General features: G+C 62.8%; 20 protein-coding genes. 13 read left to right on the top strand and 7 right to left on the bottom strand.

Features of this window, described 5'->3' with window-relative positions:
• Positions 1-151: 151 nt before the first annotated feature.
• The 3 genes from GA615_RS06265 to GA615_RS06255 all read left to right on the top strand — a co-directional run bounded on the left by GA615_RS06265 (position 152) and on the right by GA615_RS06255 (position 2,571).
• The gene (locus tag GA615_RS06265) at positions 152-1,285 is read left to right on the top strand and encodes an aminotransferase class V-fold PLP-dependent enzyme (RefSeq protein WP_152050427.1); all 1,134 of its coding nucleotides are present in this window, start codon (positions 152-154) and stop codon (positions 1,283-1,285) included.
• A gap of 66 nt (positions 1,286-1,351) precedes the next feature.
• Positions 1,352-1,858, top strand: coding sequence for a pantetheine-phosphate adenylyltransferase (gene coaD / locus GA615_RS06260; protein WP_152050426.1), 507 nt, complete (start codon positions 1,352-1,354; stop codon positions 1,856-1,858).
• Positions 1,859-1,908: 50 nt separating this feature from the next.
• The gene (locus tag GA615_RS06255) at positions 1,909-2,571 is read left to right on the top strand and encodes a hypothetical protein (RefSeq protein ID WP_152050425.1); all 663 of its coding nucleotides are present in this window, start codon (positions 1,909-1,911) and stop codon (positions 2,569-2,571) included.
• 135 nt (positions 2,572-2,706) lie between these two features.
• Here the strand turns inward: GA615_RS06255 and trpE are convergent, their stop codons facing one another.
• Positions 2,707-4,260, bottom strand: coding sequence for an anthranilate synthase component I (trpE, locus tag GA615_RS06250; protein ID WP_152050424.1), 1,554 nt, complete (start codon positions 4,258-4,260; stop codon positions 2,707-2,709).
• 330 nt (positions 4,261-4,590) lie between these two features.
• Between trpE and GA615_RS06245 the strand changes: the two genes are divergently transcribed.
• From GA615_RS06245 to GA615_RS06230, 4 genes are all read left to right on the top strand, one after another.
• Positions 4,591-5,106: a UvrB/UvrC motif-containing protein gene (locus GA615_RS06245; protein ID WP_152050423.1), complete on the top strand. Its 516-nt coding sequence runs from the start codon at positions 4,591-4,593 to the stop codon at positions 5,104-5,106.
• 73 nt (positions 5,107-5,179) lie between these two features.
• Positions 5,180-5,671, top strand: coding sequence for a UvrB/UvrC motif-containing protein (locus tag GA615_RS06240; protein ID WP_152050422.1), 492 nt, complete (start codon positions 5,180-5,182; stop codon positions 5,669-5,671).
• Positions 5,668-6,738 carry a protein arginine kinase gene (locus tag GA615_RS06235; protein WP_152050421.1) on the top strand — a complete coding sequence of 357 codons (1,071 nt, stop codon included), beginning with the start codon at positions 5,668-5,670 and terminating at the stop codon, positions 6,736-6,738. Before GA615_RS06240 ends, GA615_RS06235 begins: the two co-directional genes overlap by 4 nt.
• 252 nt (positions 6,739-6,990) lie before the next feature.
• Positions 6,991-7,719 carry a J domain-containing protein gene (locus tag GA615_RS06230; protein WP_152050420.1) on the top strand — a complete coding sequence of 243 codons (729 nt, stop codon included), beginning with the start codon at positions 6,991-6,993 and terminating at the stop codon, positions 7,717-7,719.
• A 647-nt stretch (positions 7,720-8,366) separates the two neighbouring features.
• Here the strand turns inward: GA615_RS06230 and GA615_RS06225 are convergent.
• Together GA615_RS06225 and GA615_RS06220 are read right to left on the bottom strand one after the other, a co-directional pair.
• Complete coding sequence (locus GA615_RS06225) at positions 8,367-8,981, bottom strand: TlpA family protein disulfide reductase (protein ID WP_161602200.1); 615 nt, start codon at positions 8,979-8,981, stop codon at positions 8,367-8,369.
• Positions 8,982-9,087: 106 nt separating this feature from the next.
• Positions 9,088-12,543: a fused MFS/spermidine synthase gene (locus GA615_RS06220; protein ID WP_152050418.1), complete on the bottom strand. Its 3,456-nt coding sequence runs from the start codon at positions 12,541-12,543 to the stop codon at positions 9,088-9,090.
• A 364-nt stretch (positions 12,544-12,907) separates the two neighbouring features.
• On the opposite strand from GA615_RS06220, the gene GA615_RS06215 reads away from it, so the two are divergent.
• The gene (locus GA615_RS06215) at positions 12,908-13,945 is read left to right on the top strand and encodes a 1-phosphofructokinase family hexose kinase (protein ID WP_152050417.1); all 1,038 of its coding nucleotides are present in this window, start codon (positions 12,908-12,910) and stop codon (positions 13,943-13,945) included.
• A gap of 49 nt (positions 13,946-13,994) precedes the next feature.
• Here GA615_RS06215 and GA615_RS06210 read toward each other — a convergent pair whose 3' ends face one another.
• On the bottom strand, positions 13,995-15,341 hold the full coding sequence (locus tag GA615_RS06210) for a DUF58 domain-containing protein (RefSeq protein ID WP_152050416.1): 1,347 nt from the start codon (positions 15,339-15,341) through the stop codon (positions 13,995-13,997).
• A 319-nt stretch (positions 15,342-15,660) separates the two neighbouring features.
• On the opposite strand from GA615_RS06210, the gene GA615_RS06205 reads away from it, so the two are divergent.
• Complete coding sequence (locus GA615_RS06205) at positions 15,661-16,524, top strand: sigma-70 family RNA polymerase sigma factor (protein WP_152050415.1); 864 nt, start codon at positions 15,661-15,663, stop codon at positions 16,522-16,524.
• Between the two features lie 91 nt (positions 16,525-16,615).
• On the opposite strand, the gene GA615_RS06200 is transcribed toward GA615_RS06205, so the two are convergent.
• Both GA615_RS06200 and GA615_RS06195 read right to left on the bottom strand, forming a co-directional pair.
• Positions 16,616-18,112 (bottom strand): DUF1501 domain-containing protein, encoded by a 1,497-nt coding sequence (locus tag GA615_RS06200; RefSeq protein WP_152050414.1) that lies wholly within the window; start codon positions 18,110-18,112, stop codon positions 16,616-16,618.
• 61 nt (positions 18,113-18,173) lie between these two features.
• Positions 18,174-20,489, bottom strand: a complete 2,316-nt coding sequence (locus tag GA615_RS06195; protein WP_235905148.1) for a DUF1553 domain-containing protein — start codon at positions 20,487-20,489, stop codon at positions 18,174-18,176.
• Between the two features lie 429 nt (positions 20,490-20,918).
• Here GA615_RS06195 and GA615_RS06190 point away from each other — a divergent pair, with 429 nt between their 5' ends.
• From GA615_RS06190 to GA615_RS06175, 4 genes are all read left to right on the top strand, one after another.
• Positions 20,919-23,291, top strand: coding sequence for a DUF3656 domain-containing U32 family peptidase (locus GA615_RS06190; RefSeq protein ID WP_235905145.1), 2,373 nt, complete (start codon positions 20,919-20,921; stop codon positions 23,289-23,291).
• 424 nt (positions 23,292-23,715) lie between these two features.
• A complete protein-coding gene (locus tag GA615_RS06185; protein ID WP_152050412.1) occupies positions 23,716-24,147 on the top strand; it encodes a hypothetical protein in 432 nt (143 codons plus the stop codon).
• A gap of 214 nt (positions 24,148-24,361) precedes the next feature.
• Positions 24,362-24,709, top strand: a complete 348-nt coding sequence (locus GA615_RS06180) for a P-II family nitrogen regulator (protein ID WP_152050411.1) — start codon at positions 24,362-24,364, stop codon at positions 24,707-24,709.
• A 77-nt stretch (positions 24,710-24,786) separates the two neighbouring features.
• A complete protein-coding gene (locus GA615_RS06175) occupies positions 24,787-25,182 on the top strand; it encodes a response regulator (protein ID WP_152050410.1) in 396 nt (131 codons plus the stop codon).
• Here GA615_RS06175 and GA615_RS06170 read toward each other — a convergent pair.
• Positions 25,161-26,180, bottom strand: coding sequence for an alpha/beta fold hydrolase (locus GA615_RS06170; RefSeq protein WP_152050409.1), 1,020 nt, complete (start codon positions 26,178-26,180; stop codon positions 25,161-25,163). The two genes, GA615_RS06175 and GA615_RS06170, sit on opposite strands and share 22 nt — an antisense overlap.
• Positions 26,181-26,205 lie beyond the last annotated feature (25 nt).

The raw sequence follows: 26,205 nt of genomic DNA, 5'->3' as shown, positions 1-26,205 counted from the left end.
AAAGCCCAACCCATTGAGCCGGAGCTGTTCTCGAAAGGCGTCTGGCTCGGTCCGATGGCCGGTCCTTTTCGCAAAGGGAATTGGCCCTGAGACCAGAGAGCGGGTAGGCTCTCGATGACTGACGACATCGTACATGGAAGCGAGACGCGAGATGGACTGGAAGGCGATCCGAGACGCCGAGTTCCCCGTGACCGAGCGCTGGGCCTACCTCGACCACGCCGCCATCGCCCCCATTCCTCGGCGGGCCGGCGACGCCATGCGGGCCTGGGTCACGGAACAGGAAACCAATGGTTGCATCCACTGGATGACCTGGCGGAACGAACTGGAAGTGGTCCGCCAGCGGGCCGCTCGCCTGATTCACGCCGAACCCGCTGAAATTGCCTTCATCACCAGCACGACCATGGGCATCGGTCTGGTGGCCGAAGGCTTCCCCTGGAAGGAGGGGGATAACCTCGTCACCCCGGCCGAGGAGTACCCGTCGAACCTGTTCCCCTGGATGAACCTGGCCTCCCGAGGCGTGGAAACCCGGCCCGTTCGGAGCCGCGACGGTCGGATCTGGATCGACGACCTCCTGGCCGTCATGGACGACCGCACCCGATTGCTCGCCATCAGCCACGTCGAGTTTGCCTCCGGATTTCGCAACGACCTCGACGCCCTGGCCGAAGTCTGCCACCAGCGCGGCGTCGCCCTGTTTGTCGATGCCATTCAGGGGCTCGGCCCCCTGACAATCGACGTCCGCCGGACCCCGATCGACTTCCTCGCGGCTGATGGGCACAAGTGGCTCCTCGGCCCCGAGGGAGCCGGCCTTCTGTTCATCCGATCCGACTGGATCGACCGACTTCGGCCGATCCTTGTCGGCTCGAACAGCGTCACCAGCTCCTACAACGATCCCGAACCCGCCTTCGATTTGAAGCCCGATGCCGGACGATGGGAAGGGGGCTGCTACAATATGGCCGGCTTGCTCGGCTTCGGGAATAGCCTCGAACTGTTCCTCGAACTCGGGCCCGATCGGGTCTCCGATCGTATCCTCGATCGGGCCGAGGGGGTCCGCGACCGTGCCCGCTCTGCCGGCTGGACGGTCCTCGGGTCCGACCGGCCCTCGGATCGCTCGGGAATCGTCGTCCTCGACCGCCCGGGGACCGACCCCGACGCCATCGTCCGCGCCCTCCGCGCCTCGGGGGTCTCCATCAGTGCGAGGCGCGGCAAGCTGCGAATCAGCCCCCATCTCTACAACTCCGACGACGATCTCGACCGCCTGGCCGAGGGGCTGCGCGCGTCCTCCTGACTTCTTCCGATGCCCCTTGAATTCCGGCGCCTTGCTCACAAGACTCTCCGCCGGGAGGCTACGCTCATGGAATTGTCGTCCCGAACGGCCGTCTTCACCGGAACGTTCGACCCGATCACGCTCGGGCACCTCGATGTCATCTCCCGAGGACGATTGCTGTTCGAACACCTGGTCGTGGCCATCGGTGTCAATCCGACCAAGCAGGTCCTCTTCCCGATCGAAGAACGGGTCGATCTGGCCCAGCGCGTCCTCGGTCAATTCGAAAACGTCGAGGTCCGGGCCTTCGAGGGACTCACCGTCGATTTTGTGCGGAGCATCGGTGCTCGGGTCATCTTGCGGGGCTTGCGCACCCTTTCCGACATGGAATATGAATTCAGTATGACCCTGACCAACCACCGGCTCGACCCCGGCATCGAAACCGTCTTCCTGATGGCAGACGGCGAATATGCTCACGTCTCCAGTTCCTTGATCAAACAAGTCGCCCGCTACGGCGGTCCCGAGGCCCTCGGGCGGTTCGTGCCCAAGGCCCTGGTCACTCCAATCCTGGAGAAGGTCCGCAACGCGCTCGTCTGACGCTCCCCAACTCCCGCGATCCTCCCCTTTCGAAAAGGACATTCTCTCCGATGCGACCCACCGAGACGATCGCCCTCCGCCGGGAACCCGGCCACATCATTCGGAGCCTGGTCGCCCTCTTGCTTCGTCTGGGTCTGGGCCTGATTTTCCTGATGGCCGGTTTGCAGAAACTCGACGACATGAGCGAGGCCGGGAAACCCGCTTTGGCCCAGGTCGAAGACCTCGTGGATCAACTCGACGAGGCCGACGAACCGCTCGACGAGGCCGACGAGCCGACCGCCGCCGATGATCCCACGGCCTCTGTTGATCCCGAGGCCGAGGCCGAGCCTCGTTATCCCGAGACCATTCGGGGCATGTTCGCCGACACCTGGATCGGCCGGGATTTGAAACCGGCGCTCGATCTCTATACCGCGTTCTTGCCCCTGGCCGAAGTCGGCGTGGGGGCCCTCCTGATTGCCGGCCTCTTCACCACCCTCTCGGCCTTTTTCTCAGGATTGCTCCTGCTGAGCCTCACCTTCGGCTGGATCGTGCTTCAGAATTCGAGCATGTATCCCAGCATGATGACGTACTTGCTCGTCAACGCCGCGATCCTCTGGCTCTCGCCGATCACCAGCAATTATCTCTCGCTGGACGGCCTGCTGTTCGGCTGGTTCTGGAAGCCGAAGGACGAAGGGGAGTATCGCCGGGAATACGAGGCCCCAATCCGGTCTTGACCGGGGGCATCCATCAAACGCTTCGCGTCCTGACAGGGCGACACCGTCGCGCGAACCTTCTCCATCCCGAAGGTTCGCGCCCAAAGCCCCCCCCGACATCCGCGACCCAGACACAACGCGTGCCCCAGCAGTCGCTCACTCCGGCTCGGATCGAGCCGGAGTGAGACAGTCCTGGGCCAGCTCTATGGCCTTGATCATGCCTCGGGCCTTGCTGACCGTCTCCTCGTACTCGGTGGCCGGATCGCTGTCGAAGACGATCCCTGCTCCGGCCTGGATATCAGCCAGGTTGCCTTGCACCACCAGCGTCCGCAAGGCGATGCAGGTATCCATGTTGCCGGTCGAGTCAATGTAGCCGACCGCCCCACCGTATGGTCCGCGACGAGTCGGCTCGACCTCGTCAATAATTTCCATCGCCCTGACCTTCGGCGCCCCGCTCACCGTCCCGGCCGGCAACCCGGCCCGCAGGGCATCGAAGCAATCCTTGCCCGCTTCGAGCTTCCCCACCACGTTTGAAGAAATGTGCATGACGTGGCTATAACGCTCGATCTTCATCACCTCGGTCAAGCGAACGCTCGATCGCTCGGCCACGCGGCCGACGTCATTACGGCCCAGGTCGATGAGCATGACATGCTCGGCCCGTTCCTTTGGATCGGCCAGAAGTTCCTCGGCCAGGGCGCGATCCTCGTCTTCATCCTTGCCCCTGCGGCGAGTGCCGGCCAGCGGCCGGATGGTCACCTCGCCATCTTCGACCCGCACCAGAATCTCGGGAGACGAGCCGATCAGGCAGAACTCCTCAAACGGCAGGTAGAACAGGAACGGGCTAGGATTGACCACCCGCAACGCCCGGTAAATATCGAACGGCTCGGCCGTCGTCTCGACCCGGAACCGCTGGCTCGGAACGACCTGGAACACGTCTCCGGCCTTGATGTATTCCCGACAGCGTCGGACCGCGTTTTCGAACTGGTCTCGCGTCATGTTCGACGCCGGTTCCAGGCGCGGGGCTCCCCTCGTGTCGAGATCGGCCGGAGGCAAGTCGGGCCCCGGCCCGGAGAGCCGATCGACCAGTTCCTGCAATCGAGCAGCGGCCCGATCGTACGCATGCTGAACCGAGGCCGGGTCGTCCGGGACCTCGGGCCTCGCCTGGGCGACCACCAGCACGGTCTTCCGAATATTGTCGAAGATCACCATCCGGTCGAAGAACGCGAAGGCCAGATCGGGCAACCCTCGATCGTCAACCGGAGCGTTCGGCAAGCGTTCGGTATAGCGCACCGCGTCGTACGAGGCATAACCAACCGCCCCGCCGCAAAACCGCGGAAGCCCCGGAAGATGAATCGATCCGTACTGGTGGACCAGCTCCCGAAGATTCTCGAAGGGGTCGGCCGATTCGAAATGCCGAGGCTCTCCCTTGCCGTCGGTCGGAACGATCGAGACGCGATGCCCTCTGGCCTCGAATCGCAAGAACGGCTCGGTCCCGAGGAAGCTGTAGCGACCGACTTTTTCTCCTCCGACGACACTCTCAAACAGGAATGACGGTCCCGGCCGGGCAATCCGCGCAAACGCCGAAACGGGGGTCAATCCGTCGCTGGTCAATTCCCGATACACCGGAAAGCCCGGTCCCTGGCCGATCAGTGAGGCAAGGCGCTCGGGACTGGGATGGAGAATCGGCCGGGCGGGTGACGAGTCGCTCATGAGCGGGTGATCGATTCCGAAGACTTCGAGACGGGAAGGCACCTCAGCCTGACCTTGAGGGTCGATCTTATCAGCCCCCGGATTCCCCCGGCAAGCATGGCACCCGACACAGAACATCCCTTCCGAGGTTCGCTCAACCGCTTCGAGCAGCCCCTCGCGGACGATCCCGGTTGCTTGACAGGTCGGGGGGCATCATTACAATGGAACGCGATCGTCAATGCTGATGAAACACGACCCCCCCGCGCTGCGTCTTTGCCGGAGTCTCGCGGAGGGTCCGGCCGATCTCCCGGCGGGGTCCGCCGGTTGTGATCGGGTCCGGGGACCGCGGCGATGAAATGCCAGAAGTGCTCCAAGCCGGCGACCTACCACATTACCGACCTCGACCCCGAGGCACCGGGAACGTTCGCCGTCTTTCATTTTTGCGATGAGCACGCCTTGCAGCATCTCGCGCCGGCAGCCTCTCAACCCGAAAGTCTTCCGGTCGGGCAGCTAGCCAAGGATCTGGTGTCCGGATCCGGTTCCACCCTCGAATCCTCCCCGGCCGATGCCCTGAGCTGCCCGAACTGTCAGATCAGCTTTGCCGAATTTCGCAGTACCGGCCGCCTCGGTTGCCCCTATGATTATGAGGTCTTCCGAGACGAGTTGATGCCCTTGCTCGAAAACATTCACGGTGAAACCCGCCACTCGGGCAAGGCTCCCAAGCGAGCCCCTCGGACCAGCCGACTGCAAAATACCCTGATCCGCCTGCGGAACGATCTGAAGCGCGCCATCGCCGCCGAAGACTACGAGGCCGCCGCCCGGCTTCGCGACGAGATCCGCTCTCTCGAACAGGAGCAGGGCCGTTGACCCGGATCGGCCTCCTCGGGATCGTTGCCAACCTGCCCCTGACCCTCTCCTGCCCCCCAAGGAGCTGCCTGCCATGACCTGCCAGCGCTGCTCCCGGGAGGCTTCGGTCCACCTCTCCGAAACGGTTGATGGTCAGCGTCGCGAGCTGCATCTGTGCGGCCCTTGTGCGCGGAAGGCCGGTCTGACCCCGCCCGACCCTCCTCCCAACGCCGCCCTCGAAGCCATCGTCGATCACCTGATCGTCCAGCACGTCGGGGAACTCGTGGGAGAACTGGCCAGGACCTCCTGTCCCCTCTGCGGGCTCAAGTTCATGGATTTCCGCACCGGCGGTCGCCTCGGCTGCCCGAACGATTACGAAGCCTTCACCCCCGGCCTGCTGCCCTTGCTCCGAGCCGCCCACGGCGCCTCGCGGCACGTGGGCAAAATTCCCCGCAAACGAACCCCGCCGAGCCGCTCTCCTCGACTCCGGCTCCGCGCCCGGCTCCGGGAGGCCATCTCCCGAGAAGAGTACGAGCTGGCCGCCGCCATCCGGGACCAGCTCCGCCAGGAGGATGCCGACCAATGAACCTTGACGCCCTGACTCGCACCTCCGGCGAGTGGCTCCGCGGCACCGGACCCGAGAGTGACATCGTCATCTGCTCTCGCATCCGGCTCGCCCGCAATCTGGCCGATTTCCCCTTCACCAATCGCGCCAGCGACACCGAAAAGACCGAGATCGAACGCATCTGCCGGGCCACGATGGACAAGGCCGGCCTGGAACTCGACTACCAATCCGTCGTCAACCTCGATGCCCTCGACCGTCAGCTTCTCGTCGAACGCCAGCTCATTAGCCGAGAGCTTAGTACCGGTGAAGGCCCCCGAGGGGTCGCCATCGGCCCCCGAGAAAACGTCTCGGTGATGGTCAACGAGGAAGACCACCTGCGCATCCAGGTCATGAACTCGGGCTTCAGCCTGGCCGACGTCTGGGAACAGATCAACACCCTCGACGACCAGATCGAGGAGTACCTCCACTACGCCTTCAACCCTCAGCTCGGCTACCTGACCGCCTGCCCGACGAACGTCGGCACCGGTATCCGGGTTGGCGTTATGCTCCACCTGCCCGCCCTGGCCAACACCAAGCAGATTGAGAAGGTCTTCCGCGCCCTCCACAAGCTCAACCTCGCCGTCCGAGGACTCTACGGCGAAGGCACCCAGGCCGACGGCGACTTCTACCAGATCTCCAACCAGCAGACCCTCGGCAAGAGCGAACGCGAGCTGATCCGCAACCTCTCCGAGGTCGTCCCCCAGATCATTAACTACGAACGCCAGGCCCGCCAGGAGTGGATCGGCCAGCGCCGCCAGCACCTGCACGACCAGGTCAGCCGCGCCTACGGCGTCCTCAAGACGGCTCACACCATCTCCAGCTCCGAGACCATGCACCTGCTCTCCAGCGTCCGCATGGGGGTGAACCTCGGCCTGATCGACGACCTCGAAATCCGGACCGTCAACGAGTTGTTCATCCACACCCAGCCGGCCCACCTCCAGAAAATCCAGGGGGAGCCGCTGGAAGTTGACGAACGCAACATCGCCCGCGCCGGTTACATCCGCCGCCGCCTCGCCAGTGACAACCAGGCCGCCGAGGAGCGCGAATGACGATTGAACATCGGGGGGTGCCGATTCCCCCCGATTCCTCTCGTCCTGGTTTGGAAGACTGTCACCGGATCATCCTGAAAACGTAACAATTTGACAGGGTTTTCCGCGAGGTGGTCGAGCACTCGTCCGGGAACCGCCCCAAGGCAGGCTCCCGACCGCACGAATTATTGAGCGAATCGGTTGCGTAAGATGTTCGCTGCTGCTCGGCTCTGGTTCTGAATTCTGATCAATAGGCGATGTGTGGCGGGTGCGATGCTCGAAGGTCTCCCGATCGACCCTCATACCGTGCTCGGCATCCCTCCCGACGCCGACTCCGAGGCCATCCACGAGGCCTTCCGCCGCAAGTCGAAGAAGCACCACCCCGATGTAGGCGGCGATGAATGGGCCTTTCGGATCGTCGTCCGAGCCTACGAACTGCTGACCCAGCGCACTCCCGAGGTCGTCTCGCCTCCCTCTCCGTACGACTTCGACGACCCCGATCTCGACCACGACCCTCACGCCGCCCCCTCCCGAGACTGGGCCGCCGAATCCGAACGCGTTCGCCCCGGTGTCCGGGACAAGGACTTCCCTCCAGCTCGCATGGTCCTGGTCGAGGTTCTCTGGTTCCGTATGGAGATCGCCGACATTTACGCCCTCCTCGACCGCACCGAGGCCAGTTCGTTCAGCGGCTCCCTTCACCTCACCTGGCCCGACCCCGACACCCAACTCGAACAGCCGCTTGACCCGGTCGAACTGCACGCCGTCCTCCGCGAGCTCACCGACGCGTTCGACCACCTCCGCTCCCGCCCGAACGTCCTCAATGCCTCCAGCCGAGTCGATCTGGGCCGCTTCGAGGCCTGGCTCAGCTATGCCTCCGGTCGAGACGCCTGGAACGCCTTCACCACCCTCCGCCCCTCCCTCAACTCCCGAGGCCTCGGCGTTCGCCAGCTCACCCGAGAACTCACCATCCCCCGCGAGCCCGGCGAGTCTCCTCCCCGCTGACCGAACTCGCCCCCATCATTCCTGTTGAGATCCTCCGCCAAACAAACACCTTTCCCTGAGTTTCCCCTCGTTCGCCAGAGTGTGTGACTGAGGTTGCCGATTTCCACGAGACTCAAGGTCGTGGGGCATCGATTCCCGACCTCCCCACCTCGTGGCCTGAGGTGCTCTGCGCTCCCTCTCTGGGGCCTGAACACACCTCGCCTCGCCCCTTCTTTGGCAACATGATCGAGTAACTCTCACCGCGTGCGGGCTTCATTTGAGGGCGTTAATTGGCCCGCCGTTCCCTGCGTCCGAGTCCGTTAGCCGTCCATCAACTGCTCAATCGAGGGCGTAACCAAACACACCCAATGGGTCGCCGCCCTTTACGCGAATCGAACCTCTGCGAGCCGAACGCGAATTCCCGGAACGAACCCATGCAGTTCGACGGAACTCTTGAGCTTGCAAACCTTTACTCGTCACCAATACCCGCGCTCCCGGGCGTTCCGTGCCCAGGTTCATCGTCGTATCGACACGACGCGTAGCAACGACCCTTTGGCGAGACTCGGCCTCCTTCCAGGTCTCATTGGGGAGGCCGAGGGTCACCATTGGGTTCGGAACTCTGCTCTGACCAAACAAACCCAATCGTCCGAATACCGAGGATGGGAGGCTTATCGAGCCTGACCAAACGAGGCGAGTTCGGCGGCAATCTCCGGAGTATCCCAATCCATCGCGCCGACCTCTCGACGGACGATCCGGCCATCGGGATCAATCAGGAAGGTGGCAGGAATGCCGCTGGTGCTGAACTCGGCGGGAGGGTTCGACGCGGCCACGAGCACTTCGGCCTCGCCAATATTCGTGCGATTGAGGAACCGCTGCACCGGGTCGAGGCTGTCATCCACCGACACGAGCACGACGGCCACATCGGCATCCTTCAGCTCCGGACGCTTCGATAGAGCGATGAGCGACGGCATCTCCATCATGCACGGAGGGCACCAGGTCGCCCAGACGTTGAGCAGGACCGGCCTCCCCTTGTAGCTGGCCAGGTCGACCGGAGCACCGTCAGGATTCACGACCTTCCAGGCGTACTGGGTTGTGCCGGCTCCAGCGCCGCCTCCGGCGTTCGTCCCAACCATCTCCCGGTAAAGGACGAAGCCCCCGGCGAAGACCGCCAGCGCCATCAAGAGGATTCGCAGGCGCTGGGTCGACTCAAGCTTCTGGGTCGCCGAGGGGGCTCCCGACTCGTCGGGGGTCATCTCGGGAGCTGTGGAGGAGTCCTTGGACATGGGCGTCCCACCTTTCGGGAGTGAGGGAAGCGTCTTGCGTTGCGTCGAATCGTCTCCGAGCCCTTTACGAACCATAAGGCTCCGGGGTTCGGAGGCGGGCGATCGATTACTCCGAACCTCGGGTCGCGGCGACGGGGGCGAGCAGGTTGTCAACCGGAGCGTAGTCGTCGGTCAGAATGATCCCCCGCGATCGGATCCGGAGCGCATCGCGATGCTCAAACCCGTACGGATCAGGCAGAAACGGCTCACCCGATTGTTCGAACTTGGGGTCTCCCGGCCGATCACCGAGATCACTCAGGTCAATCGGAGACTCCGAGGCGACGACCACGAAGGTCTCCCGGAATCCATTCCCGGGGGTGTCGGTGCCAAAGACTTCGACGTCGGAGAAGGTCAGCTTGGCCGTCTCGGTCCATGCCCCCAGAAAGGCCCCGAGGTTTCGGGCCTCCGTCACTCCATCGGCCGCAATTCGAGTCATCCGAGTCGGATCGCTCCCGACCGCTCGCGCAGCTTCGGCCACCTGACGTGCCAGGGTGTCGAGTTCTCCTCGGATTGCCCGCTCCGCAAGGGACTTGGCAACGGCGTTCGCATAGTCTTCCGACCCTCGGCGGACCCCTAGGTCCCGGAGCTTCCGGGAGATCGCGTCGGATTGCCGGGCTTCGACGCGCTGGGCCGAGGTCATCTCCCGTTGCTGCTCGGCCGGGATCGAGAGCCGATGGGACAGCAAGGCGGGGCTTTCCTTGAGGTCGGCCTCGACCGCCTGCAAGGCCGAATCAATCTGCTGGGCCAGCCGGTCGATGTCCGTGTCGGGGTTGATCACTTCGAGCAGGTTGACAATCGTTCGAGTTCCGCCAAACCAGACCTCGACGATCGCCTCGGCAACCTGTTCCGGCTGCCGAGTGACCCCGGCCCTGCGGAGCAACTCGACCGTCGCGTCTACCTTCTTCTGGTTCAGCACGGCGATCAGGGCATCTGCTGTGGCGTTCTGATCGCGCTGTGCCTGGGCTCGGGCCAGCGTGTCGAGCGCGACCTCCGCCAACTGGTCCACATCGCCTCGAAAAGGGGTCTCGAGCCCGGCAATGGGATCGCGGAGCGCTGCTTCGATCTCCTTCCGTTGTCGAGAATCCACTCCTTCCAGTGCGTTCTGGACCGCCTCACCGATCAGGCCGAACCGACTCCCCAGGGGTTCGCCTCGCCACGAGGTTCGGATGGCTCGGGACAATGCTTCGGCCGAGTCCTGAACATTCCCCGCTTCGTGGAACACGGCGGCGACCGCATCAATCTGGGCCTGCTCCAGCGCCCGCTCGGCGGCGATCTGGTCGGCCCGGTACACATCAATGATGTTGATCATGTACGCCCCATGAGGGTCGAGCAACTCGGCCAGCCGGTCGTTGAACTCTCGGGTCGTCAGGTGCCAGGGAACCGAGAAGTCGTTGAAGGCGTCGCCAAAGATCAGGTCGTACGGTTCTTTCCCTTCGAACCGCTCAACAAACTGGCGAGCGTCTCCCCAGTGTGTCTCAATCGTTGTGTTTTCGGGTAATCCGAGCGCCGCGTGGTTTGCCCGGGTCACGGCCGGGTCAATCTCGGCCACGTCGCAATGGGCATTCGGATAGAGGTGCTGAAGGTATCTTGGAAAGGTGTAGGAACCTCCGCCGAGGAACAGTGCCCTCAGAGGCACCTGCGAGGGATCATCCAGCCCCAGCCTGGCAGCCTTGGCCTCGGCGATCCGTCGCGTCACCTGAGCGTAAATAAACTCATAGTCATACTCAATGTGTTCCGGATGCCCCAGGATGAAGTAACCGTGGATCAGGTTATCGAGCACCAACGTTCTGCGAACCGCAGTCGGGGTGGTCTCCGAATCCTCGGCTTCAGCTTCCGAACTGTTGGACAGGGGCACCACCGCGCTTTCGACCTTGATGTAGTAATAATTGCTCTCATCGAGGTACGCGATTCCGTTCTCCGCCTCCGGATCTCCTGAGACGTTCCGAATGCCCCAGGCAACCCCCTGGCGCTGGAGCATCGGCAGCGGGGCCAGGGCAATGAAGGTGAGGCCCAGCGGGATGCCTGCCCAAGTGGCATGGCCAATCCCTCCCAACAACGTGGCGACCAGCGCCATCGCCGTCGAGATTGCCAAAAGGACTCCCTTGGTCCCGAGCAGGTCGATCAGAAGGAATCCGGCCAGGAACGTTCCCAAAATCGATCCGACCATCCCCCAGGCGTAGACCGATCCGATCGCCGTTCCCGTGCGGTTCGACTTCCGCAAGCGATCAATGGCCAGCTTCGTCACGACCGGGCTGACCGTTCCCATGGTGATCGAAGGCAGGAAGAACATCACCGCCACGACCGTCAGCACCCGAAGTGCCCAGGGAACGCCATCCATCGACGAGACGTAGGTCAACAAGGAAGACCCCGCCAGCTCTGGTCCGAGGAAGGCCGGCGGCGTTTCGAGGAACAGGATCAGGAGGACCATCGCCGAGGCAACCAGAAACAGCCAGCTCGCCTGCTTCTCGCTCGAAACAACGTCGGCCACCTTGCCGCCAATCAGGTTGCCCAGACTGAGCCCACCGAGCATCACGCCAATGATGCTGGTCCAGCCATAGATACTCGACCCGAGATGCCGGGTCGTCATCCGACCGGCGACCATTTCCAGGCTCATGAACGCCAGGCTGATGAGGAAGGCCAGGGCCGCCAGATCGGCCAGTCGGGTCGGCCGGTGGGAGGTCTGCGATTCGCCGGTCGTCGGCTCTTCGGAGGTTGTGCTCGGTGGGATCGGTCGCCTGGCTGCCAGCAATCGGATCACGCCCAATCCACCCGCGACCAGGGCCAGGCCATGCCCGACGAGGACTAGGGGATTGGGCGCGACCGTCGTTGCGACCACGTCCAGCGACGGAAGGGCCGCGCCGATCCGCTCGACCGACCCAATCCCCAGGCATCCGGTGGCCAGCAGCGCAACGAGCCCACCCAGCTTCCCTCCCATCATCCCCACGGCCGGAATCAGCAAGGCCGCGGCCACCACGGTCACGATCACCGAGGTCGGGAACTCGTATATGAGTACGAACCCGGCCAGAAACGTTCCGACGATCGAGCCGACAGCCCCCCAGAAGTAGACGTCGCCGATCGCGCTTCCTGTGCGATCGGCCTGATCGACCGCTACCTTGGCCACAACAGGACCGATCAAGCCAAGCACGGTGGCCGGCACCAGGAAGTTGAGCGACACCACCACCAAAGTCCGGAGACTCCAGGGCATCACCTCCAGTCCAGGTGTCCGGCCGACGATGGTGTTCATCCACAAGGTCCAGAGCGTCAACGCCGCGCCAATCGCGAAGAGCGGCCCCACGATGCGGCGGACCTCGGTCCGGTCGGCCAGTCGTCCACCAAGGAAGTTCCCCAGGCAGATGCCCCCGAGGACCACCCCGATCACGCTGGTCCAGACGTGGAGCGATGCCCCGACGTGCCGCGCCACCAGTCGGGCGGCGACCAGTTCCAGCGTCATGATGCAAAGACTGGCAAAAAACGCCAGGGCATACGGAAGGAAGCGAGCCAGCGGTCGGCCGGTCATCGACATCGGGCGGGGCTCCGGTCGGAAATCGAGGCAGGGAAGGGGGGCGATCACTTCATGGAATCAAACGGGGGACCTTCCCAGGATATGCCAGCGTGGCTTGGGCAAACAACCGACCCGTCCGGACCAACCTCGCTCCTTTTTTTGGGCCAAGCCGTTGCTCTTGACCGAGATCCGGGGAAAATACACGGTACACAACCCCTGGACCGACCGGCCTGATCCTCCACCGATCTCGCATCGCCCCGGCCGATCGGCTTCCTCGATCGCTCAACGCCGATTGACCGTGGCGTGAGGTCGTTCGATCCCCCCCTTGCGTCGGGCCGGTTGTCGCCCCGACCGCTTCCGAACCCCGCCGTGATCCAGGTCGAAGATGATCCTTTGCGTTACCCTGAATCCCTGCCTGGACAAGACCCTGACCGTTCCCTCCTGGAAACCCGGCGATTCGGTCCGCGGTTCCGCCGTGTCGGAGGTCGTTGGAGGCAAAGGAAATAACGTCGCTCGAGCCCTCAAACGGCTCGGCCGAGACGCCAGGCCCGCGACCTTCCTTGGAGGTCCGGTCGGTGACCGCTGCGCCTCCCTGCTGCGAGACACTGAAGGCTTCGACCCGCTCATCGTTTCTTCGAAGGCACCGACTCGGACCATCCTGACGGTTCGAACGGAACAGTCGTCTGAGCAAACCGCCTTCTTCGATCCCGATCCCGAAATTTCAGCCGATGAAGCCGATGCGCTGCTCCGAGCCGTCGATCAGGCGATTGCGGCCGGGGGGATCGAAGCGGTCACGCTCTCCGGTTCCAGCCCTTCCGAAGCCACGCACGGGCTTTACCTCGACCTGATCTCGATGGCCCGGATGCGCCGTTTGCCGGTCTTTCTTGACACCTACGGCCCCCCGCTCGAAACGCTCTGGGGCTTCTGGCCCGATGTGATCCAACTCAACCGTCGAGAGCTGAGCCAGCATCTGAGACGCGAGGCCCTGACCGACGAAGACATCTTCTCGACCCTGGGGACATGGGCCGGACACGGCGTTCGCATCGCGGTGGTCACCGACGGCCCCGAAGCGGTGCTGATTCACGCCGATGGCCAGTATTACCGGGCGTATCCTCCGGAAATTGAGGTTGTCAACCCGATCGGGTCGGGCGATTGCCTGCTGGCGGGATTGGTCGAGCGCTGGCTGGCCGGTGCCGACCTGGAAGCGATCCTCCGCCACGCCATCTCCTGTGCCGTGGCCAACGCCCTGGTCTGGGATGCCGGCGACCTGGATCCGGAGGAAGTCGCCCGCATCGAGCCGGAGATCGAGCTGGAACCCGTTACCGATCTCGGCGAGGCACCTCGGGAACGGTTGGGAGACGCCCAGGGATTCCTCCGAGTCGGTGTTTATGGGCGAGCGACCAGCAAGTTCGGTCGGAAATGATCGGAGCAATTCGACCTGGACTGGCAGGGTCCAGGCCGCGCTCCCAGTGTCAGAGCAGATGTCGAGCCTTGACGTCAAGATAGGAGTTGATTAACGGGGCGGTGAGATCGTCGGGGAGCACGTCGAGGGCGAGTGCTCCTCGCTGACGGATGGCGGCAATCACGCGTTCTCGCCAGTTGAGCATTGCCGCCGCCGCCGCTGGAGCGTAAAGCCGCTGCTCAGTCGAGGCTCCCGGCTCATCGAGAGGGTCGAGGCCGGCGTCCGCCAGAGTGAACAGGTCGGCATCGCGAAGAAAGACCCCGAGGGGAAGGTGCCGACCGACGATGTTGCCGAGGTGGTCGAGGACCTGACGCCCGCCCACCTCGTCAAAGACGTTGGTCATCAGAATCACCAGCGATCGCTTCCGGCATCGACGTTCCAGATCCACAAACGCCCGATCGTGACGAGACTCGACGAGCATCGGAAACAGGTTGTGGACGGCGTGGACCAGGCGTTCGATGCGCTTCGGTCCGCCCGTGGGAGGCACGTAAGCCCGAACCCGATCGGCATAGACCATCACGCCCACCTGATCGCCCCGCACCAGGGCGACATGAGCGAGCATGAGCATGGCATTGAACGCATGATCGAGGGGTGAGAGGCCTCCACCGGTGTCACCGGCCATCATCCGACCGCTATCGATCAGGAAAATCACGCGCTGGCTCTGATTGACCTGATAATCACGAACCGTCACCTTGCGACGGCGGGCCGTGGCTCGCCAGTCAATCCGGCGCGGTTCGTCGCCGTCGGCGTAGTCGCGAAGTCGCTCGAACTCATTGTCGGTGCCAGCTCGCCGCGATCGCCGAAGGCCCATCACACTGAGGCGATCTCTCTGGGCCAGCAGTGTATAGCGTTGGATCTGGCGAACATCAGGGTAGACCCGCACTCCGGTCTCGAGCGCGATGCGCCTCGACCGTTGCCAAAGTCGCCAGCGACTGAACTCCAGGGCGTACACCCGACGCAACGCAAACGCCCCGCGCTGTCCTGGTGTCATCCGGTATTCAAGGGTCGCGAGCCCACGGGCGGGAAGGGCGACCAGGAATTCGTCGGGCGTGGCGTCGAACGATTCGGGTACGTCGTCTCTGATGCGCATCAGACGCGATCGTTTCGCCTCGTTGATGATGGTCAACTCGACGGGGTGGGCCTCACCGATCGACGCCGTGATTCCGCATTGTCGAGCGGCCCGCATTCGAAGTGACGAGAACAAGCTGGTCAGGTCAATCAGCGCGATCAGAAGAACAATCGCATCGAGGCCGAACAGAGCCGACCAGAGTAACCTCGATCCCGGAAGCAGCAAGGTGAGCGACAAAAGGCTCGGAACCAGGAAAAGCAAGGCCAGGGTCCGGGTCGGCCAGATCATGCAACGTGTCCTTCATTCCCGAGCCATCCGGGTCATCCCGGAATCGAGTTGAACCGAGTGTATCTCATCCTCGATGCGACTCCAAGCAAGCCAACCCCACCGGCACTGTCTGCCCTGTCTCACACTCTTTGTGATCGAAAGACGACCAGGGCAAAGACCCTCGCGAAAAAACCTGGCCAATCAATTCGGTTTTCAGAATTGACTGAGCGTACTTGTGTCCTATGGTCCTGATTGAGAGCGTGAGACGGACACGCTGGACGACGGCGTCCAGCACAGGGACCGGGTCTCCGAACGATCGCCACAGCTCAAGGACTTCACCATGTCGACCCGCTCCGCGCGCCGGGAAGTGATCTCCCGGACCCCGCTACAAATCTATTTACAGGACATCAATGAAACCGCGTTGCTGACGGCCGACCAGGAACGATCGCTTGCGCTCCGGATCGCCGAGGGGGATCGGGAAGCCCGAGAGCACATGGTCAAGGCGAACCTTCGGCTCGTCGTCAACATTGCTCGGGGATACCTGGGCAAGGGGTTGAGTCTTGAAGATCTGATCGAAGAGGGGAACCTCGGCCTGCTCCGAGCGGTGGAAGGGTTCGACTGCTCGATGGACACGCGATTCAGTACCTATGCCAGTTACTGGATCAAGCAATCGATCCGGCGAGCGGTGATGAACAACGGGAAACCCATCCGGCTCCCGGCCTACATGGTCAACCTGCTGGCCAAATGGCGTCGAGCCTCGATGGACCTGGGAGATCGAATGGGTCGAGTCCCGACCCCTGATGAAGTCGGGATGGAGCTGAAGCTCTCGACCAAGAAACTGAACATCGTGAAGAAGGCGCTCCACGCCAACAGCTTGACCCCGCAGCCGGAGGCCGCGGGAGACGATGGCCTGGCGATCGATAGCGTCTTGACCGACGAGCGCGCCCGAGCCCCGGAAGACCTGTTGATCGAGGCCGACGACCTGGAACGCACGCTCAACGGGATTGAACAGCTCGACGATCGGGAACGCACGGTCCTTCGGATGCGGTTCGGGCTTGATCCCTATCTGCCGATGACCCTCAGGGAGGTAGGAGAATCGCTCGGCCTGACCCGAGAACGCGTTCGGCAGCTCGAAGCTCAGGCACTCGCCAAGCTGAGCCTCGCGCTTGGCGGAGTGGATCGGCATCAGCATCTCCGCCGGTAATTGCCAGGACGGAAAGGGTTGAGGGCTGAGACCCCGTGTTCAGGGAGTCTGACGGAGTGGACTCCCTGGAGATGGGATCAATCGCGACTCGTCAGGCGATCAGGCGATCGACCACCTGGCCGGCCACATCGGTGAGGCGGAAGTCTCGCCCCTGGTAGCGATAGGTGAGTTGGGTGTGGTCGAATCCGAAGAGTTTCAGAATCGTGGCGTGATAGTCGTGGACATGGACTGGGTCCTCGACGACGTTCCACCCGATCGGGTCGGTCTTGCCGATGACCTGTCCACCCTTGATGCCTCCTCCGGCCAGGAACTGCGAGAAGGCGAAGGGGTGATGGTCTCGACCCGTGACCTTCGCGAAGCCCGGTCGGTTTTCTCCCAGCGGCGTGCGGCCAAATTCGGAGCACCAGAGGACGAGCGTGGAATCGAGCAATCCGCGGCGCTTGAGGTCGGTAATTAGGGCCGCGACCGGCCGATCGGCCATCCCGCAATTGAACGCAAGTTCAGCATCGAGATTGCTGTGATGATCCCACGAGGCATGATAGATATTGACGAACCGGACGCCTCGCTCGACCAGGCGACGGGCCAGCAGGCAGTTGGTGGCGAACTGGTTGTAAACGCCGGCTCCGCCCCCCCGTCCGCCTCCTTCGGGGTCCTCGCGACCGACACCGTAGAGTTCGAGCGTCTCGTCGGTCTCTCCTGAGAGATTGATTAGTTCCGGAGCGGAGGATTGCATTCGAAAGGCCAGTTCGTAGGAAGCGATCCGGCTGTTGATCTCCTGGTCCCGGACGGCGTCGAACCGCCTGGCGTTGAGGGCGGAGATGGCGTCGATCGACTCGCGCTGCAGGTCACGGGAGAGGCCCGGGGGATTGCTCAGGTGCAAGACCGGGTCGCCTTGATCCCGAAAGAGGACCCCGGAATAGGTTGACGGAAGGAAGCCACTCGACCAGTTCGAGGTTCCGCCGCTGGTGCCTCGGCCGGTGGTGAGTACGACGTATCCGGGAAGATCCCGTGATTCGCTTCCCAGCCCATACGTCAACCACGACCCGACACTCGGGCGGCCGAACATCGGCGAGCCGGTATTCATCATCAACTGGCCGGGGTGGTGATTGAACTGGTCAGTATGCATGGACCGGATCAGGGCCAGGTCGTCGGCACACTGCCCAAGGTGCGGCAAGAGGTCGGACAGCTCCATCCCGCATTCTCCCCTTGGGCGGAAGTCTCGGGGAGAGCCCATGACCGTCGCCGACTCCTTCTGAATGAAGGCGAACCGGACGTTCTCGGTAAACGACTCGGGCAACGGCTGGCCGTCGAGCGTGTTCAGCTCGGGCTTCGGATCAAACAGATCCATCTGGCTCGGGCCGCCTTCGAGATAGATGCAGATACACGCCTTCGCCCGTGGCTCGAAGTGGGGGGGGCGCGGGGCAAGGGGATCATCCCGCCGCTCGGAAACCCTTGCATCCGAGAGCGGAGCGGCGAGCAACCCCTGTTCGCCAAGCATCGAGGCCAGAGCGGCCAGGCCGATCCCGGAGGCCGAACCGGTCAGAAAGTCGCGTCGGGATCGGTGGATGGCGTCGAGGATCGGATGCATCGCTCGCTCCGGATTCGATCGAATCGGCAGATCAACACGGGGGCTGCCGAGGCGGATCCGATCATTCCCTGGTCATGAATTCGTCGAGGTTCAGGAGGACCCGAGCCGTGGCGGTCAGGGCGGCAACCTGCTCAGAGGGCAAGTCGTCGGGGACTGAGGTGGCCCCGAGCAGCTTCGAAACGGCTTCCGGATCGTCTCGGAAGTCCGCAAGAAACTCCTGGTAGAGCGACTCAAGAATCTGCTGCTCGTCTGAGGAGGGAGCGCGACCAAGCGCCAGCCGAAAAGCTCGGGCAACGGTCTCGTCCTCCGATTCCCGGGCGACCCTCAAGGCCAGCGATCGGGCACACTCCACGAAGACGGCGTCATTGAGAAGCGTCAGCGCCTGGAGCGGGGTGTTCGACGTTTCGCGTCCCACGGCGCAGACGTTGGCATCGGGGGCGTCGAATGTCGTGAGCATCGGGTAGGGGCTGGTCCGTCGGAAGAAGGTGTAGAGCCCCCGACGGTAGCGATCCTCACCGCTACTCTCTTGCCATCGGGCGCTTCGGGCGTAGGTCAGGTCCGAAATCCCCGGCGGCTGAGGAGGAAAGACGCTCGGGCCGCCGACCTTCGTACTCAAGAGCCCGGCGACGGCGAGCGAGGCATCACGGATTGCCTCAGCTTCCAGCCGTACCCGGTTCTGACGAGCCAGCCAGACGTTCTGAGGGTCGCGATCGTCGAGTTCGGGGCGGGAGGCGGATGCCTGCCGATAGGTCGCGGACAGGACGATCGTTCGAATCAAGGACTTCTGACTCCAGCCAAGGCGCTGGAACTCCGAGGCAAGCCAGTCGAGCAGTTCCGGGTGACTTGGCGGCTCGCCTTGAATACCGAAGTCATCCATCGTCGGCACGAGCGCTCGACCGAACAGATGGAACCAGACGCGGTTGACCGTGACTCGGGCCGTCAAGGGGTTCTCGGGATCGACGAGCCATTGGGCAAGGTCAAGCCGATCGGGGTCATCTCCGTCGGGAGCCATCGGGGGGAGGACCTCGAACGTCTCGGGATCGACCGATTCGCCGGGACGGAGGAAGTCTCCCCGGATGAGGATGTGCGTCGATCGTCGGGACTCGGGAGGAGGTTCCCGGAACGTCCTGATATGGGGGACGGGGGCTTTTGCCTTGGGCTTGTCCGTCTCCTCGGACGAATCGTCGGGAGCTGGGGGTTCGAGCGGCAGATTCTCCTCGTCACTCGCATTGAAGAAGGCGAACAACTGATAGTATTCGCGTTGCGTGATCGGATCGTACTTGTGGGTGTGGCACTGAGCGCAGCCGACCGTGAGGCCCAGCCAGACGGTGCCGGTCGTGTTGACGCGATCGACCACGGCGGCGATCCGGAATTCTTCCTGGTCAACCCCTCCTTCGGTGTTCGTCAAGGTGTTCCGATGAAACCCGGCCGCCGTCCGTTGCTCGAGCGAGGCGTCGGGCAGGAGGTCGCCAGCGAGTTGCTCGATCGTGAACCGGTCGAAGGGAAGGTCGGAGTTCAGGGCGTTGATCACCCAGTCTCGGAATCGGAAGGCCTCGGGCCGGGGGTTATCCTTCTCGTAGCCGTCGCTGTCGGCGTATCGGGCGAGGTCAAGCCAGTGGCGTCCCCAGCGCTCCCCGTAGTGAGGGCTGGACAGAAGGCGATCGACGAGGGTCTCGACCGCGTTCGACGCCGGGTCCTGGACGAACGCATCGACTTCCTCCGGAGTCGGCGGGATTCCCAGCAGATCCAGCGAAAGCCGACGGATCAAGGTCGCGCGATCCGCCTCAGGGGAAGGGGCAATTCCCTCGCGCTCCAGACGATCGAGGATGAAGGCATCGATGGGATTCCGAACCCAGGACTTATCCGCAACCGCGGGAGGCTCGGGGCGTTCGATCGGTTGAAAGGCCCAGTGATTGCTGGTGCGTCGGAGCGTTGGTGACGAGGATTCGGACCGCTCACCCGGGGCCCCCTGATCGATCCAGGCTCGGAGCAAACCAATCTCAAGGTCCGAGAGCGGGTCGCCGCTCGGGGGCATCACGGATTCCCCTTCGAACCCCGTGACCTTGTGAATCAGGAGACTTTCGGCACTATTTCCCGCCTCGATGGACGAACCAAGATCCCCACCTGTGAGCATCGCCTCTCGGGAGTCAAGCCGAAGGCCCGACTTCTGGGCCTCGGGACCATGACATGACACACACCGAGCGCTGAAAATCGGTTGAATGTCGGCCTGAAAGTCGATCGGGCGATTGACGGGGGGAGGCAGAACATCCTCTGCGGCCGGTTCCTCAAACGCCTTCGCCATCGAGACGAGCGGGACAATTCCGAGGACGAAAACCCTCAGCGCTGCCATCGGAGATCGGGTGAGGTCCCCGTTCATGCAAGGCCTCCGAGACGATCGAGTTGCTTCGAGCCGATCACTCATTGCGACTGGACTCAAATGTGACGGTTTGCTGAGCCAATGTCAAACACTCCTGCAACGGCGTTCGCTCGACGATCTCAGTTCCGACTTGCCGAATCCCTGGTCCATGACGAATGATAGAGTCTTGCGGTCGATTTCACGAAGGAATCGGCATCCCGTTCCCATTGTTCATCCTGTTGTCATCCTGCTGTGTCCACCATCGAAACCGCGGTTCAATCATCAGTATCTTCGGTTCGTCTCCGCCCGGAACTGCTCGCGCCGGCAGGAGATCGCTCTTGCCTGATCGCGGCGGTCGAAAACGGAGCCGACGCCGTCTATTTCGGACTCAGAGGGCACAATGCTCGGGCAAGGGCGACGAATTTCGACCTCGACGAATTGCCGGAGACCATGGCAATCCTGCATCGCCGGGGGGTCCGAGGGTATGTCACCCTCAATACGTTGATCTTCCCCGCCGAGCTGGAACGGGTTGAGCAAATCGTTCGACGAGTTGCCGCCGCGGGAGTCGATGCGGCCATTGTCCAGGATCTCGGTCTTGCGCGATTGATTCGGAGCATCACGCCGGACCTAGAGATCCACGCCTCGACCCAGATGTCGATCACCAGCTCGGCGGGGATCCGCATGGCCGAGGACCTGGGCTGTTCGCGGGTCATTCTGGCTCGGGAGTTGTCGCTCCGTGAGATCGCGAAGGTGACGGAGCAGTCACGCCTTCCGGTCGAGGTGTTTGTTCACGGGGCGCTCTGTGTCGCCTATTCCGGACAGTGCCTGACCAGCGAGGCACTGGGCGGTCGGTCGGCCAATCGAGGAGAGTGTGCCCAGGCCTGCCGAATGGAATATGAGGTGATCCGGGATGGAGAGCGGGTGGATTTGGGAGATGTGTCGTACCTCCTCAGTCCGCAGGATCTGGCAGCGTACGACCTGATTCCGGAGCTGGTCGCGCTCGGCGTTTCCAGCGTGAAGATCGAGGGCCGCCTCAAAAGCCCGGAATATGTCGCCAATATCACCAAAAACTACCGACGGTCGATTGACGCGGCCGTCAGTGGTCGGCCCGATCCGATCAGTGACCGCGACATCTACGAGATGGAGATGTCCTTTTCCCGAGGGTTCAGCCACGGCTTCCTCGACGGGAACAACCACAAGCGACTGGTTCGAGGCGATTACGCGAAGAAACGCGGCGTGTTCCTGGGACGGGTGGTCGAGGTCGTCGGTGATCGGCTTCGGGTCGAACTCGCCTCGCCGGTAAAACCCGGTGATGGCGTGGTCCTCGACGCCGACTCCCGGACCGGAGCGCCGGAGCAGGGGGGGCGAGTCTACGTGGTCGATCGTCCCGGCAAAGGGCGTCGGCCCGGTACGACAGTGACGGCGACGGGTCCGGAAGGGCTCTCGGCTGGACCGGCATTGCTCGGCTTTGGCCGTCATGATCTCAATCTTGGACGAGTCGTTCCCGGCCAGCGCCTCTGGAAAACCGACGATCCGGAGCTGAGCAAGCGGCTGAAGAAGACCTTCGAAGGTCCGTCGAAACGTCGAGTGGACCTCGATCTCCGCGTTCGGGCGATCGCCGGTGAAGCGTTGGTCATCGAAGGAACAACGATCACCGGCTACCATGCACGGGTCGAATCGGTCGCTCCGCTCGAACCGGCGATCACTCGCGCAACCGACGAGGTGGCAGTTCGGAAGCAGCTTGATCGGCTCGGTGGATCGATCTATCAGCTTCGATCGCTGGAGGTGATCCTCGAAGGCGAGCCGATGATCCCGCTCAGCCTGCTCAACGAGCTGAGAAGGTCACTCGTCGATCGACTCGACGAAGCCGCCGCGACGGCTCCCGAACGATCCATCGCCGAAGTCTCGGTGTTGCCAAGTCTCAGAGCGTCGCTTCAGTCGCTCGCGGCCGAGGAGGCTCCATCCATCCCAACGGAGGAGCCGAACGTGTTGGCCCTCTGTCGGACCATCGAGCAAGTGGAGGCCGCGCAATCGTCCGGGGTCTCGACGCTCTATCTCGATTTCCATGACATCAAGCGATATGCCGAGGCTGTGAGGATCGCCCGTCGAGGAGCGGCGTCACCGGAGGTCTGGATCGCAACCACCCGCATCGAGAAGCCCGGAGAGGCGAACCTGTTTCGCTATCTGGCCAAGCAAGGAGCCGATGGGCTCCTCGTGCGAAACGCAGGGGGGATCGCCTTCTGTGCTCATCAACAGATTCCGTTCGTCGCGGATTTTTCCCTGAACGCCGCGAACGACCTGACGGTCGAATGGCTGAAAGCTCGAGGAGCGGCTCGGGTCACAGCCTCGTACGACCTGAGCGCCGACCAGTTGTTCGACCTGCTACGCGCGACTCCGTCGGCCTGGCTTGAGATCGTCATTCATCAGCAAATCCCCATGTTCCACATGGAGCATTGCGTTTTTTGCGCCGTGCTTTCGCCCGGTACGAATAAGACCAATTGCGGTCGTCCCTGCGATCATCATGAGGTGTCTCTAAGGGATCGCGTGGGTAAGGAGCATCCCCTGACTGCCGATATTGGTTGCCGGAACACGCTGTTCAACGCCGTTCCGCAAACGGCCGCGGAGTTCCTGCCAGCATTGATCCGTAAAGGGCTCCGACATCTGAGGGTCGAGTTTCTGAACGACGGCCCGGAGGCGGTCGAGCATGTGCTGAGTCTCTATCGCGACGCGATCGACGGCCGTCGGGATGCCCGGTTGCTCTGGAAGGCCTTGAAGGCCACCAACCACTACGGCGTCACCCGAGGTCAGCTCGCGGTGCTCTGAGGCATGTCGGATCGCGCAAAAGGCCCCTTCGAACTGTGCAGGAGGTCCGGTCGGTCGAATCGGAGTCGCAGGCCGAGCCGGAGTGTCCCGGACGAACCGGTTTCGGAGCGGGATCCTGTCACCTCTCGGACCTTACCTGGTCGATCCGATCCGATCGAGGAGAGCCGGCCCAGGGCCGGTTCGAGCGATTTCCGTTCATCCTCGGTCGTGGCTTCTGCCGATTTGACCGTCAATGGGAGAGTCGCCGGACCGGAAGGACCTGCGCGGCGGCCCCTCGTAGAGCGACTCCGAACTTCGGGGCGCGGCCAAGACGTTCGGGATTGAGGTTTCCTCTCGGAACCTCGCAGTTCGATTCCGGCATGGCCGACGCTCCGAGGGTCTCACCGGATGGCCAGACCCTGGCCGATCGAGGAAAGGAAATCCAATGATGCCGCGGCCCCGCCAGCTCGTCCTGGCCGCCTCGCTGGCGGCTTTCGCAGTCGGGTGCGCCCACTGCGATACCTGCGACGACTTCCCGGCCCCTTGTACCGGACCGAATTGCGGCTATCCGTATCAATCGGCCTATCCGTTCGAGGGCGGAACTCACATTGAACCGATCATCACCGGGCCAACAACCGTCCTGGCCCCGACTCAGATGGCTCCCGGATCGGTGATCAGCACCCCTCCGAACGGAGCCCCAAGCGTTCAGCCTCCCTCGCCGGCACCGGCTCAGGCGCCGTCGAGCGGTTCCTCGTCGTCAGCTTCCGAGCCGACGAGCCCCCCGGATAGCCCTCCGGTTCCTCCCCGAGGGACCGATCCGTTCGATATCCCCCTGCCGCCGGCCGATTCTCCGTTCAGTGCACCGCCCTCAAGCTGATCTCCTTGACTCACGTCCGACGCCAATTCGATCAACGACCCAGGGCCGGGATCTGCGTGATCTCGACCCTGGTTCTTCGTTGATCGTCCGGATTTCGGTACAGTAACACCTCACCACCACGTCACGGCGAGCCAACCCAACCGGAACGCTTGCGACGACGACCTCCGCCCGGCGTGGCCGGCAGCGATTTGAGTCTTCGAGAATGAGGGCGGTCATGAAGCTGATCATCGCGATTATTCAACCAACCAAACTGGAGGCGGTGAAACTCGCGCTCTCGAAGGTCGAAGTCCACCGGTTGACGGTCATGGACGTTCAGGGATTCGGACGCCAACGAGGCTTTACCGAGGTGTACCGGGGTCACGAATTCACCGTGAATTTGCTGCGGAAGATCGAGCTACAGATTGCCGTTAACGAAGATTTCGTGGAGCCGACCATCAACGCCATTATCGACGCGGCCCGAACCGGCAAGGATGGGGCGATCGGTGATGGCAAGATTTTCATCCTTCCGCTTGAGGATTGCATCCGAATTCGTACAGGAGAGTGTGGCCCCGAGGCGATCTGACCTCATCGTTGCTCGGTCCCTCTCGCCGCAACTCCTCGACTGCCGACCTCCCAGAACTTTTCTCCGAGACGGACATCATGACTGATCGTGAATCACCTGCTTCGGATGGTCCTGATGCCATTTTGCTCTGTCAGGATCTGATCTTCACCAGCAAGATCACCGGGACGGCCCGCGAGCTGGGGTATCGCGTCCTGCTGGCCGGTACCGCCCCGCTCGCGGAGTCGATGTTGCAGCAGTGGGAACCGAGGGTTGTGTTCGTCGACCTCTCTCATCCGCACTTTGCCCAGTCGGAAGTCCTCCTGGCGTATCGAAACCTGGCGCCGGAAGCCCGATTCATTGCCTTCGGGTCACACGTTGACGTGCAGGCGCTCTCCGCGGCGCGGGATGTCGGTTGCGATCCGGTCCTTCCTCGCAGTAAATTTACGGCGGAATTACCGGCATTGATCCAGCGTTATCTCGGCGAGGAATCTTGATCGGTTCGATCGCTGAGGTCGTGTTTGCCCCTCTTCACGCGACCGACGGAGACGGCGATCGCCTGGACCAGAGCGCCTCGGAGCCGACGCTGAGGTCGAGCGGCGGGGAATCGATGCGTCAAATCCATGTGGCTGACTTCCAGCATGCCGAGCCGAGTCCCCAGTTCCGGCAAGTACTGATCACCGGCGGCCACCAACCCGTCATTCGGACCATAATACGTTTCAAGATAGCGTGCGACGGGGCGGCGCAAGGGTGGCTGTCGGGAAGGAGGGACCGTGGCCTCGATGTAGAAGGTTCGTGGGCCCACGATCGGAATGGACGATCGTCGGGAATCAAGCAGGCGTTTCCAGAAGCGTTCCGAAGCGTCGCTGGTCAAATCGACAATGCCTGAATGCTTCCCGCGTTCCAGCTTCCGTGCCTCGGCATTGCGAAAAAGGTTTGCCAGCGCTCGCGCCGGAGGCGGAATTTGCCGGTCCATGGGAACACCGCTCCCGAGCACGTAATCCGCCGCTCCGCTTCCGCCGAATGGGCCTTGAACCAGGAACAAGGCTACCACTCGCTCGCTAATGAACTCGGCTTCGTGAAGGGCAAAGGCCAAGGCGTCGCAAGCCCCTCGACTGTGCCCGATAATGACCATCGGTTCTGGGCCTTGATCGGCGATCTCCTTGAAGGCGGCCCGAATCTCGTCAAGGTTCTCCCGGAAGCTCGCATCGGAGCTGGGGGCGATGCGGTGAATCCTGCTCGACGGAACTCCCAACTGTTTCAATTCCCGAACATTCTGCTCGAGATACCCCGGTGATCGTTCATTCATCAACCCCATCACGAAAACGTACCGAAATTCCTGGACACGCTCGGTGAGATCGTCATCGAGCTCCAGGGTGCCATCAAAGGATGCGAGAAACCAGTCTTGAAACTCCGATGGCTCGATCGTTGGCGCAGGGTGAACTCCTCCGAGGAGCAAGGCCGCTTTGAGCACGAGGGAAGGTGCCAATCCCATGAGTCGTTCCTCCTGAGGTGCCTGA

This window comes from Tautonia marina, assembly GCF_009177065.1.
Classification (GTDB): domain Bacteria; phylum Planctomycetota; class Planctomycetia; order Isosphaerales; family Isosphaeraceae; genus Tautonia; species Tautonia marina.
This window is presented reverse-complemented; position numbering and strand designations above follow the sequence as displayed.

Coding starts and splice junctions, on each gene's coding strand:
- GA615_RS06265 (WP_152050427.1), top strand. CDS start 152: ATGGACTGGAAGGCGATCCGAGACGCCGAGTTCCCCGTGACCGAGCGC.
- coaD (WP_152050426.1), top strand. CDS start 1,352: ATGGAATTGTCGTCCCGAACGGCCGTCTTCACCGGAACGTTCGACCCG.
- GA615_RS06255 (WP_152050425.1), top strand. CDS start 1,909: ATGCGACCCACCGAGACGATCGCCCTCCGCCGGGAACCCGGCCACATC.
- trpE (WP_152050424.1), bottom strand. CDS start 4,260: ATGAGCGACTCGTCACCCGCCCGGCCGATTCTCCATCCCAGTCCCGAG.
- GA615_RS06245 (WP_152050423.1), top strand. CDS start 4,591: ATGAAATGCCAGAAGTGCTCCAAGCCGGCGACCTACCACATTACCGAC.
- GA615_RS06240 (WP_152050422.1), top strand. CDS start 5,180: ATGACCTGCCAGCGCTGCTCCCGGGAGGCTTCGGTCCACCTCTCCGAA.
- GA615_RS06235 (WP_152050421.1), top strand. CDS start 5,668: ATGAACCTTGACGCCCTGACTCGCACCTCCGGCGAGTGGCTCCGCGGC.
- GA615_RS06230 (WP_152050420.1), top strand. CDS start 6,991: ATGCTCGAAGGTCTCCCGATCGACCCTCATACCGTGCTCGGCATCCCT.
- GA615_RS06225 (WP_161602200.1), bottom strand. CDS start 8,981: ATGTCCAAGGACTCCTCCACAGCTCCCGAGATGACCCCCGACGAGTCG.
- GA615_RS06220 (WP_152050418.1), bottom strand. CDS start 12,543: ATGTCGATGACCGGCCGACCGCTGGCTCGCTTCCTTCCGTATGCCCTG.
- GA615_RS06215 (WP_152050417.1), top strand. CDS start 12,908: ATGATCCTTTGCGTTACCCTGAATCCCTGCCTGGACAAGACCCTGACC.
- GA615_RS06210 (WP_152050416.1), bottom strand. CDS start 15,341: ATGATCTGGCCGACCCGGACCCTGGCCTTGCTTTTCCTGGTTCCGAGC.
- GA615_RS06205 (WP_152050415.1), top strand. CDS start 15,661: ATGTCGACCCGCTCCGCGCGCCGGGAAGTGATCTCCCGGACCCCGCTA.
- GA615_RS06200 (WP_152050414.1), bottom strand. CDS start 18,112: ATGCATCCGATCCTCGACGCCATCCACCGATCCCGACGCGACTTTCTG.
- GA615_RS06195 (WP_235905148.1), bottom strand. CDS start 20,489: ATGAACGGGGACCTCACCCGATCTCCGATGGCAGCGCTGAGGGTTTTC.
- GA615_RS06190 (WP_235905145.1), top strand. CDS start 20,919: ATGGCAATCCTGCATCGCCGGGGGGTCCGAGGGTATGTCACCCTCAAT.
- GA615_RS06185 (WP_152050412.1), top strand. CDS start 23,716: ATGATGCCGCGGCCCCGCCAGCTCGTCCTGGCCGCCTCGCTGGCGGCT.
- GA615_RS06180 (WP_152050411.1), top strand. CDS start 24,362: ATGAAGCTGATCATCGCGATTATTCAACCAACCAAACTGGAGGCGGTG.
- GA615_RS06175 (WP_152050410.1), top strand. CDS start 24,787: ATGACTGATCGTGAATCACCTGCTTCGGATGGTCCTGATGCCATTTTG.
- GA615_RS06170 (WP_152050409.1), bottom strand. CDS start 26,180: ATGGGATTGGCACCTTCCCTCGTGCTCAAAGCGGCCTTGCTCCTCGGA.